This is a genomic window from Brevibacterium limosum, from assembly GCF_011617705.1.
Lineage (GTDB): Bacteria > Actinomycetota > Actinomycetes > Actinomycetales > Brevibacteriaceae > Brevibacterium > Brevibacterium limosum.
This window is the reverse complement of the sequence record NZ_CP050154.1, coordinates 4,002,407-4,022,027: the sequence shown is the minus strand read 5'-3', so window position 1 is coordinate 4,022,027 and position 19,621 is coordinate 4,002,407. Positions and strand designations below refer to the sequence as shown.

The 19,621-nt window shown below is 63.4% G+C and carries 17 protein-coding genes and 2 pseudogenes; 13 read left to right on the top strand and 6 right to left on the bottom strand.

Annotated elements, in window-relative coordinates; genetic code table 11:
- Positions 1-153: 153 nt before the first annotated feature.
- Positions 154-1,095, top strand: coding sequence for a hypothetical protein (locus GUY37_RS17950; RefSeq protein ID WP_166828545.1), 942 nt, complete (start codon positions 154-156; stop codon positions 1,093-1,095).
- 240 nt (positions 1,096-1,335) lie between these two features.
- On the top strand, positions 1,336-1,839 hold the full coding sequence (locus GUY37_RS17945; RefSeq protein WP_166828542.1) for an NADPH-dependent FMN reductase: 504 nt from the start codon (positions 1,336-1,338) through the stop codon (positions 1,837-1,839).
- Positions 1,840-2,044: 205 nt separating this feature from the next.
- Here the strand turns inward: GUY37_RS17945 and GUY37_RS19550 are convergent.
- Positions 2,045-2,311, bottom strand: a pseudogene (locus GUY37_RS19550) (HepT-like ribonuclease domain-containing protein); the annotation flags it as partial.
- Positions 2,311-2,784 carry a nucleotidyltransferase domain-containing protein gene (locus tag GUY37_RS17940; RefSeq protein ID WP_166828539.1) on the bottom strand — a complete coding sequence of 158 codons (474 nt, stop codon included), beginning with the start codon at positions 2,782-2,784 and terminating at the stop codon, positions 2,311-2,313. The gene GUY37_RS17940 and the pseudogene GUY37_RS19550, both read right to left, overlap by 1 nt.
- A 249-nt stretch (positions 2,785-3,033) precedes the next feature.
- On the opposite strand from GUY37_RS17940, the pseudogene GUY37_RS17935 reads away from it, so the two are divergent.
- The 3 genes and pseudogenes from GUY37_RS17935 to GUY37_RS17925 form a co-directional block, all read left to right on the top strand.
- Positions 3,034-4,229: pseudogene (locus tag GUY37_RS17935) on the top strand (GMC family oxidoreductase); the annotation flags it as partial.
- A gap of 173 nt (positions 4,230-4,402) precedes the next feature.
- Positions 4,403-4,969 carry a dihydrofolate reductase family protein gene (locus tag GUY37_RS17930; protein ID WP_323127514.1) on the top strand — a complete coding sequence of 189 codons (567 nt, stop codon included), beginning with the start codon at positions 4,403-4,405 and terminating at the stop codon, positions 4,967-4,969.
- Between the two features lie 212 nt (positions 4,970-5,181).
- Positions 5,182-5,940, top strand: coding sequence for an HpcH/HpaI aldolase family protein (locus GUY37_RS17925; protein WP_166828535.1), 759 nt, complete (start codon positions 5,182-5,184; stop codon positions 5,938-5,940).
- Between the two features lie 86 nt (positions 5,941-6,026).
- Here the strand turns inward: GUY37_RS17925 and GUY37_RS17920 are convergent, their stop codons facing one another.
- The gene (locus tag GUY37_RS17920) at positions 6,027-6,902 is read right to left on the bottom strand and encodes a LysR family transcriptional regulator (RefSeq protein ID WP_166828532.1); all 876 of its coding nucleotides are present in this window, start codon (positions 6,900-6,902) and stop codon (positions 6,027-6,029) included.
- 139 nt (positions 6,903-7,041) lie between these two features.
- On the opposite strand from GUY37_RS17920, the gene GUY37_RS17915 reads away from it, so the two are divergent.
- From GUY37_RS17915 to GUY37_RS17895, 5 genes are all read left to right on the top strand, one after another.
- Positions 7,042-8,040, top strand: coding sequence for a Bug family tripartite tricarboxylate transporter substrate binding protein (locus GUY37_RS17915; RefSeq protein WP_166828529.1), 999 nt, complete (start codon positions 7,042-7,044; stop codon positions 8,038-8,040).
- On the top strand, positions 8,012-8,596 hold the full coding sequence (locus GUY37_RS17910) for a tripartite tricarboxylate transporter TctB family protein (protein ID WP_228278245.1): 585 nt from the start codon (positions 8,012-8,014) through the stop codon (positions 8,594-8,596). Before GUY37_RS17915 ends, GUY37_RS17910 begins: the two co-directional genes overlap by 29 nt.
- A gap of 13 nt (positions 8,597-8,609) precedes the next feature.
- Positions 8,610-10,124: a tripartite tricarboxylate transporter permease gene (locus GUY37_RS17905; RefSeq protein WP_166828526.1), complete on the top strand. Its 1,515-nt coding sequence runs from the start codon at positions 8,610-8,612 to the stop codon at positions 10,122-10,124.
- Positions 10,121-10,516, top strand: coding sequence for a universal stress protein (locus tag GUY37_RS17900; protein WP_166828523.1), 396 nt, complete (start codon positions 10,121-10,123; stop codon positions 10,514-10,516). The genes GUY37_RS17905 and GUY37_RS17900 overlap by 4 nt, the downstream gene beginning before the upstream one ends.
- 94 nt (positions 10,517-10,610) lie before the next feature.
- Positions 10,611-11,546: an NAD(P)-dependent oxidoreductase gene (locus GUY37_RS17895; protein WP_166828521.1), complete on the top strand. Its 936-nt coding sequence runs from the start codon at positions 10,611-10,613 to the stop codon at positions 11,544-11,546.
- 110 nt (positions 11,547-11,656) lie between these two features.
- On the opposite strand, the gene GUY37_RS17890 is transcribed toward GUY37_RS17895, so the two are convergent.
- The 3 genes from GUY37_RS17890 to GUY37_RS17880 are packed head-to-tail and all read right to left on the bottom strand — an operon-like array spanning position 11,657 to position 15,429.
- Positions 11,657-12,976 carry an Nramp family divalent metal transporter gene (locus tag GUY37_RS17890; RefSeq protein ID WP_166828518.1) on the bottom strand — a complete coding sequence of 440 codons (1,320 nt, stop codon included), beginning with the start codon at positions 12,974-12,976 and terminating at the stop codon, positions 11,657-11,659.
- A gap of 32 nt (positions 12,977-13,008) precedes the next feature.
- Positions 13,009-14,289, bottom strand: coding sequence for a glucarate dehydratase family protein (locus GUY37_RS17885; RefSeq protein ID WP_166828515.1), 1,281 nt, complete (start codon positions 14,287-14,289; stop codon positions 13,009-13,011).
- Between the two features lie 15 nt (positions 14,290-14,304).
- Positions 14,305-15,429 carry an L-talarate/galactarate dehydratase gene (locus tag GUY37_RS17880; RefSeq protein WP_166828512.1) on the bottom strand — a complete coding sequence of 375 codons (1,125 nt, stop codon included), beginning with the start codon at positions 15,427-15,429 and terminating at the stop codon, positions 14,305-14,307.
- Positions 15,430-15,647: 218 nt separating this feature from the next.
- Here GUY37_RS17880 and GUY37_RS17875 point away from each other — a divergent pair, with 218 nt between their 5' ends.
- The 3 genes from GUY37_RS17875 to GUY37_RS17865 are packed head-to-tail and all read left to right on the top strand — an operon-like array spanning position 15,648 to position 19,587.
- Positions 15,648-16,595, top strand: coding sequence for a 5-dehydro-4-deoxyglucarate dehydratase (locus tag GUY37_RS17875; RefSeq protein ID WP_166828509.1), 948 nt, complete (start codon positions 15,648-15,650; stop codon positions 16,593-16,595).
- Between the two features lie 5 nt (positions 16,596-16,600).
- On the top strand, positions 16,601-18,235 hold the full coding sequence (locus GUY37_RS17870; protein ID WP_166828506.1) for an aldehyde dehydrogenase (NADP(+)): 1,635 nt from the start codon (positions 16,601-16,603) through the stop codon (positions 18,233-18,235).
- An 11-nt stretch (positions 18,236-18,246) separates the two neighbouring features.
- Complete coding sequence (locus tag GUY37_RS17865) at positions 18,247-19,587, top strand: enolase C-terminal domain-like protein (RefSeq protein ID WP_166828503.1); 1,341 nt, start codon at positions 18,247-18,249, stop codon at positions 19,585-19,587.
- The last annotated feature ends 34 nt before the right edge of the window (positions 19,588-19,621 follow it).

Below are 19,621 nucleotides of genomic sequence, written 5' to 3'. Positions count from 1 at the left end.
TGGCGAGGAAGGGCATATGGGGCCACTCGTGTGTCGAGTGGTTGTGGATGGAATTGGACTCGTGCGCGGACACCCTGTGGAGACGTCAGCTGCGTCCACAGGGTGGCAACTGGTGCCTTGCGGTCCGAGGCGTATCCGACACTCTTGTTGGACATGGACCTCCGCATCGAGCATCGCAGCTATCCGTCGCTCTTCAGAACCGGAGAAGCCGAGGAAAGGGGAATCAGCCAGCACCATCTGAGATACGATCCGCGCTTCAGCGCTGTCACGGCCGGCATCCACCGAGATGAGGTGAGACGTGTCGAGCACCCGACTCCCAGCTGGGCCGAGGAGACCTGGATGGAGGAGAGCCTCCGGCTCAGGGCGGTGACGATGGTCGTTCCCAGGATCGCCGCAGGAGGCGCCTCGGCAGCTCGACTGTTCGGCTTGCCTCTGCCGCACAGGCTGGTCGACGATCATCTGCACCTGGTCACGTTCGATTCGGGTCGGAAGGTGGCACGGAAGGGCATGAGCGTACGACGTCACTCTCGTGAGGAAGCCGGGTATTGGCTTGAGCTGCCGATGCACTCACCCGTCGGCGTCTTTCTCGATCTGAGTGCCGAGCTGACACGTGACGAACTCGTTGTGCTCGGTGACTCGATCGTCGGCGGGTGGCACGGACCGCCGCTGTGCAGCCTCGAGTTCCTGAGGACGAAGATCGCGCAGCGGAAGTACCTGCGCCAGCGTGTTCGGGTCGGAGCAGCGTTGTCACTGATTCGAGAGGACGTCGATTCGCCGCAGGAGACGGATCTTCGGCTGTGGGCAATGAGCCGTGGACTGCCGGAGCCGGTGGTCCATCCACGGGTCTACTGCCGGCTGATCAATCGCACAGTCGAGCCGGACTTGGGCTATCCGCACGCGATGGTGGCGCTCGAGTACGACGGTGAGCACCATCTGATGTCCAAAATGCAATGGGCCAGTGACATCGCCAGGGACGAGGCGCTGCGGCACGAAGGCTGGGAGGTGCTGAGGGTGACCAGCCAGATGAGCAGGGCGCTGCTCGAGCGGAAGATTCGGTACCACCTCGAGCGGAGAGCCGGCGGCGGTGGCAGATAGCAGATGGTCCGCCGGTGCCGAGTGAATCCGATTTCGCGGGAGCAGACTGTAGATTTCCCGACCTTGAAACCAACAATCTGTTCCCGCTGAATCGGGGGAACGCTGTGTGGGACCACGGGCATCGCCGCGATGACGCCAGATGAACGGTGACGGTTTCGCTGCGGCCGGCCTCTTCTAGTGTGGGTACCCGGGTGCAACGACCCGGACAATCGCGTACACCGCACAACGGGAGGATCCCCTATGACCACACGCATCGCCGTCGTCGTCGGCAACCCGAGCCCCAAATCGCGAACCCGCCAAGTGGCCGAAGACCTCTCCGCCAAGATCGCCGAGATCACCGGATCCGAGATCGACGAAACGATCGAGCTCGCCGAGGTGACAGATGAGATCTTCGAGTGGAAGTCCGACCGCCTCGACAAGCTCACCGAGCGTCTGGCCACTGCCGACTTCGCCGTCATCGCCACTCCGACTTACAAGGCCAGCTACACCGGACTGCTCAAAGCCTTCCTCGACCGGTACGACGCGGACGGTCTGCACGGCCTGATCGCGATCCCCGTCCTCACCATCGGGTCCCCGGCGCACACCCTGGCCGTCGAAACGACACTGCGGCCCCTCCTCGTCGAACTCGGGGCCAGCGTGCCGACGAAGGGTCTGGCGTTCCCGACTGCGAAGTTCGACGACCGCGCGAGCGTGCTCGACGAATGGGTCGACAGCCAGAAGGCGTACCTGCCGCAGCGCGGTTGAAGGTTGATAGCGCGCGGGCCCGCTGAGGCCCAATTTCAGTTTGGCGAACCGGCGCCAGCTTGGTCCATGGACCTAGCTGGCGGGCATTGACCGGCCGCGTGTCAGTCGGTCTGTTCGGGAGCACTCTGCAATGAGGATTGCGCCGCTCTGAACGAGGGCTGAAGCGCCTGTTTCCACTGGCCGAGGTCGACGGAAGGGTCAGCCAGGTGACGGAGCGATTGATTGCGTCGTATTGATGGATGATGAAATTGCGATTGGCGGTGGCCAGAGCCCAATCTATTCCCGCTGGCGAACGCGCTTCCATGCGGGACAGCCGATTTGTGGCCTCGCCGAGTTTCATCATCAGGGAATCTCCGGCTTCCTGAAGCAACTCGTCTTCGAGATAATCGTCTTTCCCTCGGGCGACGATTTCATCAACACGTTCGAGCCACGCTTCGATGTGAAGCAGTTCCTTAGCAATTCTGCGATCCATCACAGCGACACCGCTTCTCGGCGGATGTCATCGTCTACCCCCGGCTTCAGGCCGCCATAGTCGACCAAGTCGATCTCTCTGCCGAGAACCTTCTCGATAAGTTGTTTGAAGCGGATGAAGGCAAAAGACGAAGTGCCTTCTGGAGCGTCGACGATCAAGTCGATATCGGAGTCCATTCGAGCTTCGCGGCGCGCGGCGGAACCGAAGACAGCCAAATTCTCATAGCCGTGATCTGAGGCTAGTTTCGTGAGAATCGGGACAGCGGCTTCCAGGAGGACCTCCGGATGAACCAGATCAAGAGCGGGGGCGAATTTGAGCTGCTGACTCACGGCAGGCTGCGAGATTCCAAGATCTTTCGCGATCTCTCGCTGACTCATGCCAGTGGCGAGCATGGCTCGGAGCGCGAGTGCACGGCGCAGTCGCGCAACGTCTTCGCAGCGTTGCGCGTGGCGGTACTCATCAACGAAAGCCATAAGCCTATCTTATCAATCGGCATATGGTAAGGGAATAGACTTAACCGGGCCTCAGATTGGTGAACCTGCAACAGCTTGGTGCAGGGACAGAGCTGCTGCAGGTTCACCAAGCTGGTGATGAGTGCGGCACCGGAAACGTGACGCGCGAGCCCGCTGAAAGCATCAGCGGACCCGCGCGACTGCCTCGGCGAAGTTGAGCGCCTGACCGCGACCCACTTCCTCGGTGAGGGGTCAGTCGATCTGCAGCTCTGGCCGATCACCCTCGACGAGATGGCCCCTTACTACGACCGGGCCGAGAAGGCGATGGGCTCGACGCATGTCCACGGGCGCCCGCCGCTGCCGGCGAACAACAACTACAAGTTCTTCGCCGAAGGTGCGAAGGAGGTCGGCTACAAGTTCTACGCCACCGGTCCGTATGCCACGAACGCCGAAGAGTACGACGGCCGACCCGCCTCCATTCAAGACGGCTTCAACTTCCAAGGAGATAAGAACAAGTCCAAATGGTCGACCCTGGTCAGAGAGCTGCCCGGGGCCGCAGACAGGGGCTGCTCGACCTGCGCCCGGAATCGCAGGCCGTGCAGATCACCCACGACGCCGACGGTCGTGTCGACGCCGTGCTCTACCTCGACAAGGACGGCAACCTCCACCGCCAGGCCGCGAAGATCGTGTGCGTGGCCGGCAACTCGATCGAGACGCCGAGGCTGCTCCTCCTCTCCGGCACACCGTCCTTCCCCGATGGGTTGGCGAACTCGTCCGGACATGTGGGCCGGAACTATATGAGCCACCTGACCGGCACCGTATGGGGGCACTTCGACAAGCCGGTGCGGATGTATCGCGGGGAGACGATGGCCGGAGTCATCGCCGATGAGTCGATCCATGATCCCGACCGCGGATTCTCCGGCGGCTACTACATGGAGACGATCTCGCTGGGCCCAGCGTTCATGGCCTCCTTCGTGGAACCCGGCGGGTGGGGACCGGACTTCGCGGCACTGCTCGACCGGTACCTCAACACCGCGGGAATGTGGATCGTCGGCGAGGACATGCCGCAGGAGAGCAATCGGGTGACGCTGAATACGACGGTCAAGGACACGAACGGTCTGCCCGTGCCGAACGTCCACTACGACGATCACGCCAACGACCTGGCGATGCGCGAACACGCCTATGCCGCAGGGCAGAGAGTCTACGAGGCGGTCGGGGCGACGACTTCGCATCACACTCCGCCGTACCCGTCGACGCACAACCTCGGCACCGCGCGGATGAGCGAACGGCCCGAGGACGGGGTCGTCGACAAGTGGGGCCGGACCCACGATGTGAAGAACCTCTTCATCTCAGACGGTTCGGTCTTCACCTCCGGCGCCGCGGCGAACCCGACACTGACGATCGTGGCGCTGGCGATCCGCCAGGCCGACTACATCGCCGAGGCGCTGCGGACCGGGGAGGTCTGAGGACGCGGTCGGTCTTCAGCTTGGTGAACCTGCAGCAGCTTGGTCCATGGGCCGAGTTGCTGCAGGTTCATCGAGCTGCTGGGGAAACTCATCCCGGCACAAAACTGCCCACTGATCGGCCAGCAGGTCCTTTCGGCGCAATAGGATGAAAGAGAGACCGACTCAGGAGGAGAATGCTCGTGCCACGTACCGTCTACTACACCGCGACCACGCTCGACGGGTTCATCGCCGACCCGAATGACTCGCTCGAATGGCTGCTGCGCCAGACCGGGGAACCGCCGGATGACGGGTTCATCGACGGTGTCGGAGCGATGGTCATGGGTGCGACGACGTACGAGTGGGTGCTGCGGAACCTCGACGGGCCCTGGCCCTACGAGGTTCCTGCCTGGGTGATGACCCACCGCAGACTCTCCCCGCCCGAAGTCGGGAAGGATGGGAAGACTCCCGACATTCGATTCGCGAAGGGTTCGGTCTCCGACCACTACTTCGAAATGTGCACCGCCACAGGCGATCGAGACCTGTGGGTGATGGGCGGCGGCGATCTCGCCGGCCAGTTCGCCGACGAGGGGCTCCTCGACGAGATCATCACCTTCACGGCTCCCGTCGTCCTCGGCAAGGGACGCCCGCTGCTGCCGCGCCGACTCGACCTCGAACTCCTCGACGTCGGACGCAGCGATCCCTTCGTCATCGCCCGCCACCGCGTCATCGGACCGCTCCTCGAAGACAGCCCGGCAGAGTGACGCTTCTCGAGGACGGCTGAAGACTCGCCCGCATCGTCCATTCGCCGAGGAGGTACGAGGTTTCGTACGGGAGGATCCCTGGTGCGGATGTACACGGCCGCCTCGGCGAAGTGATCGATGATTCGTACGCAGGGGTGGGCCGCCTCGGCGAGGTTCATCCGGATATCGGGCACCTCTGGTGGCCAGGCGGGGTTCCGTGATTCGATGCAGGCATGACTGCTGCGATTGAGAATCATCGGGCCCGCCTGCGCGCGGGGGAGACCTACAACGGACTGTGGATGATGTCGACGAGTCCGGAGCTTGCGAAGATCGGATCGTCGTCCGGATTCGACTACGTCTGCCTGGATCTGCAGCACGGGCTGATCCGGCCCACCGATGTGCTGCGCCTGAGCGATGCCGTGCGCGCCAGCGGGGATGCGCTCGTGACCGCGCGGGTCGCGGCGAACCGGTTCACGGAGATCGGGGCGCTCGCCGACGCCGGCGTCGAAGCGATCATCGTCCCGCTCGTGTCCTCGGTCGCGGAGGCCGAAGCAGCTGTTAGTGCCCTCGACTATCCCTCGCGAGGAGGGGATCGATCGTGGGGACCGGCCGCGGAGATCATGCACAATGCCGTGCAGGACACCACGGCCGAGCGCCCGCTGCTCTTCGTCATGATCGAGAACGAGGACGGCCTGGCCAACGTCGAGGACATCTGCGCGGTGCCCGGCATCGACGGGGTCTATGTCGGACCCTCGGACCTCGCGTTCGCCGTCGGTGCGCTGCCGGGCCAGCACAACGAGGCCCACGCCGAGGCGCTCGTGCGTATCCGCACTGCCGCCGATGCCGCGGGCATCGTCCCGGGAATCCACTGCGGCGACGGTGCCGAGGCCAAGCTGCGCAAGGAACAGGGCTTCCGCTTCATCACCTCATGCGGCGACCTGGGAGCCGCGGGCCGAGCCTTCCGCGAGGACCTGACCACCGCCCGCTCCTGAGCTTCCCCAATTGCTACCCGACGGCGGCCCAGCAACTTCGCGCGAGGTTGCTGAGCCGCCGTCAGGTAGTTGTGGGAGGGGAGGGGTTAGGACCTGAGGAGGGAGACGACCTGCTGCAGCGCTGGATTCTTCGACTGGACGTTCCACATCGCCTTGAGCTCGACGATTTCCTCGCTGAGGTCTTCGAACGCCATGAAATGGACTCCTGGCACGCTGACCAGCGATGCCGATTCCGGGACGAACGCGAGCCCGTGGTTGTCTGCGACGAGGTTGATCATCGTGAGCACCTGACTGATCGAATGCTTCACCATGTGATGGTCGATCGGGAAATGCCGAATGATGAGGTCGTAGAAAGACGTCGCCTTCGTCGCCGAATGCATGATCAGCGGTTCCCCGGTGACATCGTCTTTGCGCAATGGCCGATCCAACTCCATCAGGCGATGGCCGTCTGGGATCGCGAGCAGCAGTCGTTCGGCCAGTAGCAGTTCCGAGTTGATGAAGCTGGGCGTAGTGTCCGACCGGCCGAGACCGAGGTCAATACGGCCCTCCGCAAGATTCTCCAATTGTTCGCCGGTGACCATCTCATAGAGGTCGAGGTCGATGCCGGGGAAGTTCTCCTCGATGGCAGTGACCAGGCTGCCGAGGATTCCGAACCCGCTGGCCGCAGTGAAGCCGATGCTCAGCCGCCCCCATTGTCCCGATGCAATGCGACGCGCATCCTGCGGAGCCCGATCGGCCATGGCCAGCAGAACTTGAGCGTTGTCGAGAAATGCCTCTCCGGCAGCGGTGAGGGTGACACGCTTGTTGTCTCTCTCAAGCAGGTCCACCCCGACGAATCGTTCCAGCTTCTGGATCTGCCGACTCAACGGTGGTTGTGTCATCGAGAGGGCTTCGGCCGCTTTGCCGAAATGCAGGTGTTCGGCGACTGCGACGAAGCACCGAACCTGGTCCAAGGTGTACATGGAACGACAATACCTTTCGAGCATTACTTCATGCAGATATCATCATAGACAATATTATGGCCGGTTCTTAGGCTCGTTCCGAAGTGCTCAACAGATACGCAGAGGTATCGACCGAGCCCGAAAGGAACGGACCAGAAAAATGCAGAACCTCTCCAAACGAGTAGTCGGGCCGCTGGCCCTGGGATCTGTCGTGGCCCTCGCGCTGTCCGCCTGTGGCGGCAACGTCGCCGCAGGCGGCGGCGGTGAGGAGCACTTTCCGACGAAGGAAGTCTCCATCACTGTCGGAGCTGCCGCGGGAGGATCCACCGACCTCATCGCACGCGCGCTGGCCGATGGCGCCTCGTCCGATCTCGGTCAGGCCATGCCGGTGATCAATATGCCCGGTGCCAACGGCACCCTGGCAGCCAAGGAAGTCCAGGCTGCCGAGGCCGACGGTTACAACCTCGCGACCCTCAACGCCTCCCTCATCACAATCACTCCGCTGGCCGTTGGTGACGACGAGGCAGTGAGCATCGACGACTTCGAGGTCATCACCGGAGTATCTCAGGACGACTACGTTATGGTCGCGAATCCGGATGCCGGTGTGAAGACTGTCGATGAGATCAAGAAGAGCGATAAGAAGCTCTCCTTCGGCACGGCCGGCGTCGGCACCGGTTCGCAGCTGGCTCAGAGCCTCCTGTTGGCACAGATCGATACCGACTTCAAAGAGGTTCCGTTCGACTCCGGTGCCCCCGCAGTGACTGCGACTCTGGGCAACCAGGTGAATGTCTCCACCGTTCAGCTCGGTGAGGCGAAGCCACACATCGACGCGGGCAAGCTCGTGCCGATCATGGTCTTCTCCGAAGAGCGCAACAAGTTCCTCAAGGATGTACCGACGGCGACCGAGGAAGGCTACGACATCCCGGTCTCGCAGTACCGCGCGGTTGTGGCACCGAAGGGCACCCCCGATGCCGTGATCGACAAACTCGACAAGTCATTCAAGACGACATTCGAAACGGACGCCTACAAGGAGTTCAACGAGAAGAACCTGCTGACCCCGACCGAGATCCCCGGCGATGAGATTGCCGCCGAATGGTCGGACCTGGCAGATCGCTACAAGAAGCTGGTTGATGAGTATGACATCGATCTCGCAGACTGATCGGACAACCGTGGACAAGCCCGACGAGCGCGACGACCGATCTGAGATCCGGGCCGTCGGCGACGAAGCGGACACTCCCGAAGAGCTCCTTGCTCTGTGGGAAGAGGAAGCTCCGGATCCCGCCGGAGGTATCGCCAACCTCGTCGCCTGTGCGCTGACTCTGGCATTCGGCGTCGCAGGAATGGTGCTGTCCTGGAACCTATCCCTCGGCAGCCTGACAGATCCCGCACCGGGCTTCTTCCCATTCGTCATCTCACTGATCACTGCAGTCCTCTCGGTGGCCCAGCTCATTCTGGGCCGCCGCGGAGGCGACGGTGAGAAGTTCAGCCGCTACTCGGTCACGGTCATGTGGGGAATCATCAGCCTCCTGGTGTTCGTCGCCCTGCTTCCACACATCGGATTCGAAATTCCCGGCCTTCTCCTGTCCTTCGTCTGGATGAAGTGGTTGGGCGGCGAATCCTGGCGATCGGCCGCTCTCTACTCGGTGCTGACTGTCGCCGCCTTCTATCTCATCTTCGTCGTGGCACTGCGCACGCAGCTGCCGCATCTCTTCTGAGGAGGACGAATACATGGACTTCTTTGCCCCGGTAATCGAAGGGTTCGGCACCGTCCTCGACCCCGGAAACCTCCTGTACTGCTTCATCGGCGTGCTCGTCGGCATGCTCATCGGCGTGCTGCCCGGGCTCGGTCCCGCAGCGACGATGGCCATCCTCCTTCCGATGACCTTCGGAATCGAACCAGTCACCGCGATCATCATGCTCGCCGGCATCTTCTACGGCGCACAATACGGTGGCACGATCACCTCGGTGCTGCTGCGGCTGCCCGGCGAGGCGAGTTCGGTCGTCACCGTGTTCGACGGCTATCAAATGGCCAAACAGGGTCGTGCAGGTGCTGCGCTCGGCGTTGCAGCAGTCGGATCATTCATCGGCGGAACGGCCGCAATCCTGGGCCTGTCGTTCCTCGCTCCGCTGATCGCCGGGTTCGCCCTCGACTTCGGTCCTCCCGAATATGCGGCGCTGTCCCTCCTCGGTGTCACCCTGGTCGCAACGATCAGTTCCGGCAATAAAGTCAAAGCACTGATCGCCGCATCCATCGGCGTATTCCTCGCTATGGTCGGTCGTGACGTCTTCACCGGCACCGAACGATTCACCTTCGACAATCTCAGCCTCAGCGACGGCATCGACTTCGTGACCGTGGCCATGGGACTGTTCGGACTCGGTGAGATCCTCTACAACCTGGAGGAACGCCACAAGGCGATGGCCACTCCCGAGAAACCCAAACGTGTCTGGCCGACGAAGGGCGAGTTCAAGCAGTCGGCACCGGCGATCGGACGCGGTTCGATCCTCGGCTTCTTCCTCGGGATCCTGCCCGGCGGAGGCGCGACCATCTCTTCGCTGGCCGCATATGGTGTGGAGAAGAAGGTCGCGAAGGACCCGTCGCGCTTCGGCAAGGGTGCCATCGAAGGCGTGGCCGGACCGGAATCTGCGAACAATGCCGCGGCGACATCGTCGTTCATTCCGCTGCTGAGCCTCGGCATCCCCGCCAACGCCACGATGGCGCTGATGTTCGGGGCCCTCCTCATCCAGGGGATCACACCGGGACCGCTTCTGGTCTCCGACGAACCCGAACTCTTCTGGGGCGTTGTCAACTCCATGTACATCGGCAATATCCTGCTGCTCATCATGGCGATCCCCCTGATCGGCGTGTTCGTCAAGATCCTCAGCGTCCGACCGGCGATCCTCGCCCCGATCACAGTGCTCATCACTCTCATCGGTGCCTATACGATCAAGAACTCGGTCTTCGATGTCGGCCTCGTCGTCCTCTTCGGAATCATCGGCTATCTCATGAAGAAGGCCGGATTCGAGCCGGGACCGCTCGTTCTCGCTTTCGTCCTGGCCGAACTCCTCGAATCGAGTGTGCGGCGCTCGCTCATCCTCTTCGAGGGCAACCTCGGTGAGGTGTTCTCCCGTCCGATCACCGTCACTCTGCTGTTCGTGTTCCTGATCGTCATCCTTCTGCCGATCATTCAGAGGACGCTTCGCAGCGCCAAAGCCAAATCGAAGAGCAAGGAGCTCGTGTCATGAGCATTCTGGTCGGATATGTTCCCTCTCCGTCAGGAGAGGCCGCTGTCGATGCGGCCATCAGAGAAGCCGGCTGGCGAGGAGTGAAGCTCCGCATTGCGAACTCACGCAGACGCGGTCCGCTGGTCGAAGGCACGGTGGCCGAGGTCGAGGACCTCGAAGCAGTGAAGAAGAGAGCAGAGGACGCAGGAGTCGATGTCGAGGTCTTCACTTTGGCTCACGAGGACGACGTGGTCGACTCGCTGCTGGAGGCGGCAGACGCATGGTCCGTCGATCTCATCGTCATCGGCATGCGCAAACGCTCTCAGGTCGGAAAATTCATCATGGGCTCCTCAGCTCAGAGAATTCTGCTGCAGGCCGATATGCCCGTCATGGCCGTCAAGGTCTCCAACTGATCCACCCTCCCGCAGACCGACACCGGCACAGCTGGTGTCGGTCTGCTGTATGCGTCGACCGATGACGTCGCAGCGAATCGAATATGGAGCTGATATGACCCTCAGAGTGGCAGTGCTGCCGAACTCGACCACGTACCTCGACGCCGTGCTGAAGTCTGCTGATGCAGCAGTCACGTCATTGGACGACGCTCAGGCATTGGTCTGGACGAGCTCCGATCAGACTGGGTTCCCATCGAGCCTTCCAGCCAACGTCGAATGGGTTCAGCTCAAATCCGCAGGTGTGAAGCCGTGGATCGATTCGGGACGCATCGATTCGCAGCGAACGTGGACATCGGCAGTGGGTGCTTACAGCGCGGATGTCGCCGAGCATGCAGTGGCTCTGCTCCTCGGCTGTCTGCGCCAATTCACGCTGCACGCTCGAGCGAATACCTGGCTGAAGGAACATACCTGGGGCACGGTTCGCTCCCTGCGCGGGCGAACCGTCGCGATCGTCGGTGCCGGCTCGATAGGACGATCGATGATTCCCCTGCTCAAGGCGCATGGGGCCGAAGTGATCGCCGTCAACCGGTCAGGTCGGGAAGTCGAGGGCGCAGAGCGAACAGTGACCTCTCGGGATCTCGATGAAGCGCTCGCAGCTGCCGATGATGCCGTACTGGCGGGAGCGTCGACGGACGAGACTCAGCGCCTCATCGGCAAAGAGCAGCTGGCCGCGTTGGGCTCTGACCCACGAGACGGATCGCCTGGAGTGCTCATCAACATCGCCAGGGGAGACCTCGTCGACACGGCAGCACTGACCGATGCGTTGCACCGTCGGATCATCGGTGGAGCCGGCCTGGACGTATTCGATCCCGAGCCGCTTCCTGCCGAGGACCCGCTGTGGGGAATGGACAACGTCCTCATCACTCCGCACGTCGCCAATCCGCAGAATCGGATGTTGGAGAACTTCGCGAGCCTCGTCGAGGAGAACCTGCGCCGATACGCATCCGGGAGGACGCTGAAGGCCGAGATCGACCTGCACCGCAGCTACTGAGCGTCCGTCAACGCAGTCAGCGCAGATCAGGTGCGCTGAAGCAGCAGTTGGAGCCTCGACATCGTCGAATCGAAGTCGAGGCTCAAACTGCGTGTGGGTGTCGTTCGGGCCTAGAACCAGCCGATGATGACTTGGACCGTCACCCAGATCGTCAGCAGGGTGGTGAGCACGAGGATGATGTTCTCAAAGAGGTTCGCCTTGTGCTCCCCGAAATGACTCTTCTTGTTCGCCAGGATGAGCAGACCGATCGCGACGAGCGGGACGACGACTGCCTGTAGCCCGGTGACGAAGACGGCCATCGTGACGAATCCGGGCATCCCGGGGAAGGCCCAGATGATCGGCGAGACGAGGATGAAGAGGCTGAACCACTTGAAGGAGGGGTCGTCTTCGAAATGATCTCCGTAGCGTTCGCGCCGCGCAGGCCGAATGATGTGCAGGCAGTCGACGATGATCTTCGGGAACCCGTTGGCGAAGCCGACGACGCTGCTGTAGAGGATGCCGAACGCGCCGAGATAGAAGATGATTCCGCCGACAGCGCCGAGGTGGATCGACAGCGCCTGCGAGATGTCGTCGAGGTTGGTCACCTGGATGCCGTTCGGACGAAGGATCTCGGCACCGACGACCCAGATCGACAGGCTGATGACGATCGCCGAGGAGATTCCGAACAGAATGTCGTTGCGCTGCAGCTTCTTGAAGCCGACACCCCGCCATCCCTTGTCGCGAACGTAGTAGGGGTAGAGGAAGTTCGCCATCGAACCGGCGACCGCGCCGATGAGGGAGAGCGCAACGGCGAAGACGCCGATCGCCCCGGTGTTGTCCGGAATGCCGAAGCCGATGGTGCCGCGCACGATCTCACCGACGTCGGGCACGCTGTAGATCGCGAGTCCGAGGAAGACAACGGTCATCATCGCGAGCAGCAGCTTCATGATGCTTTCGATGGTCTTGTAGACGTTCTTGCCGATGACGAAGATGCTGCCGATGACGAGGATGCACGACCACAGGAACGGATCGCCGATGGTGAAGATACTGGCCAGAGCCTCACCGGCTCCGCGGACCATGTAGCCGTTGAGCAGGTGTCCGCTGATGAGGGCGGCGATGCCGATCGCCCACGGATACCACCGAGCGACATCGCGGTAGCCTTCGATGATGGACTGATTCTTGAGGTTGAGGACCTGGTAGCGGCCCATGATGTTGACGATGACGAACCGGATGAGCAGGGAGGCTGCGAGCAGCCACATGAGGTTGTAACCATAGTTCGACCCCGACACCGAGGCGGTGACCAGATCGCCGGCGCCCATCATGGCGAGGACGGCGATGATTCCGGGGCCGAATTCGCGTAGGCTCCCGAGGATTCCGCGTCGTTTCGGGGCGGTTGTGAGCGAGTTGTCTGAGCTGACTGTGCTGGCAGCGTCGTTGCTATTGCCACTCATTGTGAGTTGTGTCCTTTCGGCGGCCTGCGCCGTTACCAGCGTGGGGCCACGGCTTCGTAGTCGGGGTTGAACTTCTGCATGTATCCGGTGTCATCACGACTTCTGATGCCGCAGTCGAGGTATCGCTGATGCAGCTGTGCAAGTCGGTCGCGATCCAATTCGACTCCGAGCCCTGGACGCGTGGGCACCTCGAGACCGCCGCCCACGAAGCCGAACGGGTCGCCGACGATGACATCGTCCTCTCGGTTCTTCCACGGCCAATGGGTATCGCAGGCATAGTCGATGTTCTTCGTCGCTCCAGCCAGATGCAGCATGGCTGCGAGGCTGATACCCAGGTGCGAGTTCGAATGCATGGACAATGACATGCCGAAGGTCTCGGCGATGCCGGCCAGCGTGGTGGACCGGCGCAGTCCGCCCCAGAAATGATGGTCGGAGAGGATGACGTCGATGCTGCCGGCGGCAACGGCATCTGGCAGCTGAGTGAATGCGACGACGCACATATTCGTCGCCAGCGGCATGTTCGCGGCGGCTCGGACCTCGGCCATGCCGTCGAAGCCAGGTGTCGGGTCCTCGAGGTATTCGAGGGTGGAGTCCAGACGTTCGGCAACGCGAATCGAGGTCTCAACCGTCCACGCTGCGTTCGGGTCGATGCGCAGCGGAACCTCGGGGAAGCGAGCGGCAAGGGCCTCGATGGCGGCGGCTTCTTCGTCGGGAGGGAAGACTCCGCCCTTGAGCTTGAGCGCCGTGAAGCCGTATTCGTCGATCATCGTCTCGGCCTGTCGGACGATGCCGGCAGGATCCAGAGCCTCGCCCCACTTGTCATCGGGATCTCCCGGGTGACCCGCCCACTTGTAGAACAGGTAGCCGCTGAAGTCGACTCGATCGCGGACCCGACCGCCGAGGAGGTCCGAGACCGGAACCCCGAGGATCTTCCCCTGCAGGTCGAGAAAGGCGACTTCGAAAGGCGAGAAGACCCGGTCGAGGGTCGATGAATCGGTGATCATCCCGCTCATTCCGTGACCGCCGGCGGTGGAATCGGCAGCCAACGCGGCCTCGGCAGCTCCGCGCGCTCGATTGATGTCGAAGACGTCGCTGCCGATGAGGGCGTCAGCGGCGAGTCTCAGACGGCTCTGATGGGCCTCATCGCCGTAGGTTTCACCCAGGCCGTAGATGCCCGAATCGGTGATGACCTCGATGATCGTGCGGATGGCGAAGGGTTCGTGGACTCCCACGGCGTTGAGCAGCGGGGGATCGGCGAATGCGACTGGAGTGAGATTGATGACGGCGATGTGGGTGCGCTCGGCAGAAGACATAGTGGTCGGATTCCTTCAGCTGATCGTCACGGTATCGGTGGTCCAGGCCCGTGCCTGATCGCTGAGCGTGATGCCGAGGCCGGGACGGTCCGGGACGAGCATCCGACCGTCCTTGGTCTCGAGGCGTTCGTTGAACAGCGGATCGAGCCAATCGAAGTGCTCGACCCAGGTCTCACGCGGGTAGCAGGCCGCCAGGTGCAGGTGGATCTCCATGGCGAAGTGCGGAGCGATATCGAGTCCCGCCTCATCGGCTAGGGTGAGCAGACGCATGAACTGGGTGATTCCTCCGACTCGTGGAGCATCGGGCTGAACGATGTCGCAGGCCCGCGCGTCGATGAGAGCTCGGTGTTCCGCCACCGAACTGAGCATCTCACCAGTGGCGATGGGAGTGTCGAGAGTTCTCGTCAGGCGGGCATGGCCTTCGACGTCATAGGCGTCCAACGGCTCTTCGATCCACACTAGTCCGAGTTCGTCGAGGGTCCGACCCATGCGCAGCGCGGTCGCGCGATCCCACTGCTGGTTTGCGTCGACCATGAGGGGAGCGTCGCCGATGTGCTCACGCACAGCGCTGACCCGGCGGAGGTCTTCGGCGCTGTCGGGCAGACCGACCTTGATCTTGATTCCGCCGATGCCGTCTTCCAGTGATTTCGAAGCGCGTTCCTTCACCTCGTCGATCGAGGCATTGAGGAACCCTCCGGAGGTGTTGTAGGTGCGCACTGAATCGCGGTGGCTGCCGAGGAACTTCGCGAGCGGCAGCTCTGCGCGCTTCGCCTTGAGATCGTAGAGCGCGACGTCGATCGCGGCCAGCGCCTGAGTGGCCAGACCCGACCGTCCCACCGAGGCGCCGGCCCACAGCAGCTTCGTGTAGAGCTTGGCGATGTCGTTGGGGTCCTCGCCCAGGGCCGCCTCGGCGATCTCCTTCGCATGAGCGTACTGAGCAGGTCCGCCTCCGCGCTTCGAATAGCTGAACCCGATCCCCGCATGCCCTTCGGCGGTGGTGATCTCGGTGAAGAGCATGGCGACCTCGGTCATCGGCTTCTGCCGGCCGGTGAAGACCTTGGCATCGGAGATCGGAACCTCCAACGGCAATCGAATCGATGACAGGGTGATCGTCTTGATCGCGTCGGTGGTGTACGCCATTGATGCTCCTTGATTGTGCCGATTCGAAGTCGCTCTCACCCGGTCATCGGCCGACATCAGGTGAGGTGAGTGCCGACTCAATGACATCGGTGTTCGCCCCATGAGGCCAATACCTTTCCTGCATGAGTCGATATCGTATGGGCCTTAGACAGGCATCATCGGGCGGCCTAGAGTCGCTTCCGAATCACTCCATCGAAGTAGTCAGCAAAGGAACCACAATGGCTCAATTCTCCCCACAGGACCTGGCAGCTCACCTCAAGAACGGACTGCTCTCGTTCCCCGCGACGGCGTTCAGCTCCGACCTCAGCCTCGACGAGGCCGGCTACCGCAGCCACATCGAATGGCAGTCGAGCTACAACGTCGCCGGCCTCTTCGCCGCAGGCGGCACCGGTGAGGGATTCAGCCTCAGTCCCGACGAGGCGGCCCGCGTCGTCGAACTCGCCGTCGCCTCCTCGCGCCCAGAGGTCCCGGTCCTGGCTTCGGCGAGCGGGCCGACCGTCCAAGCCGTCCGCAACGCCCGCGATGCCGAAGCCGCAGGCGCCGAAGGTGTCCTCGTCCTCCCGCCCTACCTCACCGAATGCGACCAGGACGGTCTCTACGAACATGTCGCAGCAATCTGCGAAGCCACGAACATCGGCGTCATCGTCTACAACCGCGCCAACGCCGTCTACTCCGCCGACACCGTGGCCCGACTGGCCGACAACCACGCGAACTTCATCGGGTTCAAGGACGCCATCGGCGATATCGAACACCTCACGAAGGTCTACGCGAAGAACGGCGACCGCCTCTTCTACCTCGGCGGACTGCCCACGGCTGAGACCTTCGCCCTGCCGCTGCTGCAGCTGGGCATGAGCACCTACTCCTCGGCGATGTTCAACTTCGTCCCCGAATTCGCCCTCGACTTCTACGCCGACGTCCGCGCTCAGAACCGGGACGCCGTGACAGAGAAGCTCAACCGCTTCGTTCTGCCCTACCTCGACATCCGCGACCGCGGAAAGGGCTACGGAGTCTCCATCGTCAAGGGCGGACTCAAGGCCATCGGCCGCGACGCCGGCCCCGTCCGCCCACCGCTGCACAGCCTCCGCGAACGGGATGTCGCCGATCTCGCCGACCTCATCGCCGCAGCGAAGATCCACCCCAACACCGAGATCAAGATCGGAGCCTGACACTCATGACCGCGCTCACTGGACTCTCCCTCATCGCAGGGGACCCGGTCACCGGCAACGGCGCCACCACCAACGCCGTCGACCCGAGCACCGGGCAGACCCTGACCCCCGACTACACCTTCCTCGACGAGGCACAGGTCGACGCCGCCGTCGATGCCGCTGCGCAGGCGTTCGCCAGCTACCGGGCGACCACACCGGGCCAGCGTGCCGCATTCCTCGAGACCATCGCGGACAACATCGAAGCCGTGCGCGAGCCGCTCGTCGAACGAGCCATGTCTGAGACCGGGCTCCCGTCAGCGCGGCTGAATGGCGAAGTCGGCCGCACCGTCGGACAGCTGAGGCTCTTCGCCGAGGTGGTCCGGGCCGGGAACTTCCACGCCTCCCGCATCGACCCCGCCCAACCCGAACGCACCCCGGCACCGCGCCTCGACATCCGGCAGCGCAAGGTTCCCGTCGGACCCGTCGTCGTCTTCGGAGCCAGCAACTTCCCGCTCGCATTCTCCGTCGCCGGCGGTGACACCGCCTCGGCGCTCGCCGCTGGCTGCCCCGTCATCGTCAAGGCCCACAACGCCCACCCAGGAACGGGGGAGATCGTCGGCAGAGCCATCACCGAGGCGGTCACCACGAGCGGTCTGCACCCCGGAGTGTTCTCCCTCGTCTTCGGCTCGGGATCGTCGGTCGGTCAGCAGCTCGTCGCCGATCCGCGGATCGCCGCGGTCGGCTTCACCGGATCCCGTTCCGGCGGACTGGCGCTGCAGGCCACCGCTCAGGCCCGGAAGGTGCCCATCCCCGTGTTTGCGGAGATGAGCTCGATCAACCCGGTCATCCTCCTCGACGGTGCCCTGACCGGGGACGGGGCCCGCGATCTCGCCGAACAGTTCGTCACCTCCCTGACCGGCTCGAGCGGACAGCTGTGCACCGCACCCGGGCTCGTGCTGGTCCCGACCGGAGCCGACGGCGATGCCTTCGCCGAGGCGGTCGGCCAGCTGATCGGCCAGCAGGCCGGGCAGACCATGCTCACCCCCTCCATCGCCGAGGCGTTCGACCGCGGCGTGGCACAGCTCAGTGCTCAGGACGACGTGTCCACGGTGGGTGAGGGAACCGTGGGGGAGGGCGAGAACGCCCCCGCCCCCATCGTCTTCACCACCTCCTCGGCGGCTCTGCGGGGCAACGAGGTGCTCAGCGAGGAGATCTTCGGAGCCGCCTCGGTGCTTGTCCGCTATGACGGAAGCGATGATCTGCTCACGACCCTCACCGGGATCGAAAGGCAGCTGACGACGACGATCCACGCCACCGACGCCGACACCGAGGCGGCCGGCCGGCTCCTGCCGGCCCTCGAGGATCTGTGCGGGCGGATCCTATTCAACGGATGGCCCACCGGGGTCGAGGTCGGACACGCTATGGTTCATGGCGGACCGTTCCCGGCCACCTCGGCGCCGAGCACGACGTCGGTGGGCACGCTCGCCATCGACCGGTTCCTCCGCCCCGTCGCCTACCAGTCGGTGCCGAGCGGACTGCTGCCCGAACCGATCGCCGACGACAACCCGTGGTCGGTCGTGCAGATGATCGATGGTGTGGTGACGACTCCGGACCAGGCAGGATCCTCGGTCCTCAGCGGAGCGGGCGCGGCCGGATCATGAAGGGAACGTCGATGACGACACAGACGCAGGTCACCACCCCGACCATCGAATCCGTGCGCGTGGTGCCGGTCGCCGGCAGGGACTCGATGCTGCTCAACCTCTCGGGCGCCCACGGCCCCTGCTTCACCCGCAACATCGTCCTCATCGGCGACAGCGACGGGCGGACGGGACTGGGCGAAGTGCCTGGAGGTGAGAACATCAAGGCCGCGATCGAAGAGGCAGGGCGTGAGCTGTCCGGACGACGCGTCGCCCAGGTCAATCGGATCGTCTCCGAGCTGCACCAGCGGTTCGCCGCCGTCGATGCCGGTGGTCGCGGCAACCAGACCTTCGACCTGCGAGTCGGCGTGCACGCGACGGCCGCGATCGAATCGGCGCTGCTGGATCTGCACGGCCAGTTCCTCGGGCTGCCCGTCGCGGACCTGCTGGCCGCCGGTCAGCAGCGAGACGCCGTACCGATGCTCGGATACCTGTTCTACGTCGGCAATTCCGACGCCACAGACCTCGACTATCTGCAAGAACCCGACGCGGACGGGTGGGACCGTCTGCGCAGGGAGGAGGCGCTGACTCCTGCAGCGGTCGTCGAACTGGCCAGAGCCGCCTCGGCGAAGTACGGATTCAAGGACTTCAAGCTCAAGGGCGGAGTGCTGGCCGGCGAGGCCGAAGTCGAAACCGTCACGGCCCTGGCCGAGGAATTCCCCGATGCACGGATCACACTCGATCCCAACGGCGGGTGGCTGCTCGACGAGGCGATCGAGTACGGCAAGGCCATGCGCGGGGTCGTCGCCTACGCGGAGGACCCGGTCGGCGCGGAAGGGCGGTTCTCCGGTCGGGAGACCATGGCAGAATTCCGCCGGGCGACGGGACTGCGGACGGCGACGAACATGATCGCCACCGACTGGCGGGAGATGGCACATGCCATCCGGACGAACGCCGTGGACATCCCGCTGGCCGACCCGCACTTCTGGACGATGTCCGGATCGCACAGGGTCTCCCAGCTGTGCCACGATTTCGGATTGACCTGGGGTTCGCATTCGAACAACCACTTCGACGTGTCCCTGGCGATGTTCACCCACGTCGGAGCGGCAGCGCCGGGAGAGATCACGGCACTCGACACGCACTGGATCTGGCAGGACGGTCAGGAGCTCACCCGGGAGCCGCTGAAGATCGTCGACGGTGAGATCCAGGTGCCGACGGCTCCGGGGCTCGGCGTGACCATAGACGAGGACCGCTTGGCCGCAGCCCACGAACTCTACGTCGAACGCGGCCTGGGTTCGCGCGACGATTCGGCGGCCATGCAGTACTTGATCCCCGGCTGGACCTTCGACGCCAAGAAACCGGCCCTGCTCCGCTAATTACTACCCGACGGCGGCCCAGCAACCTGGCGCA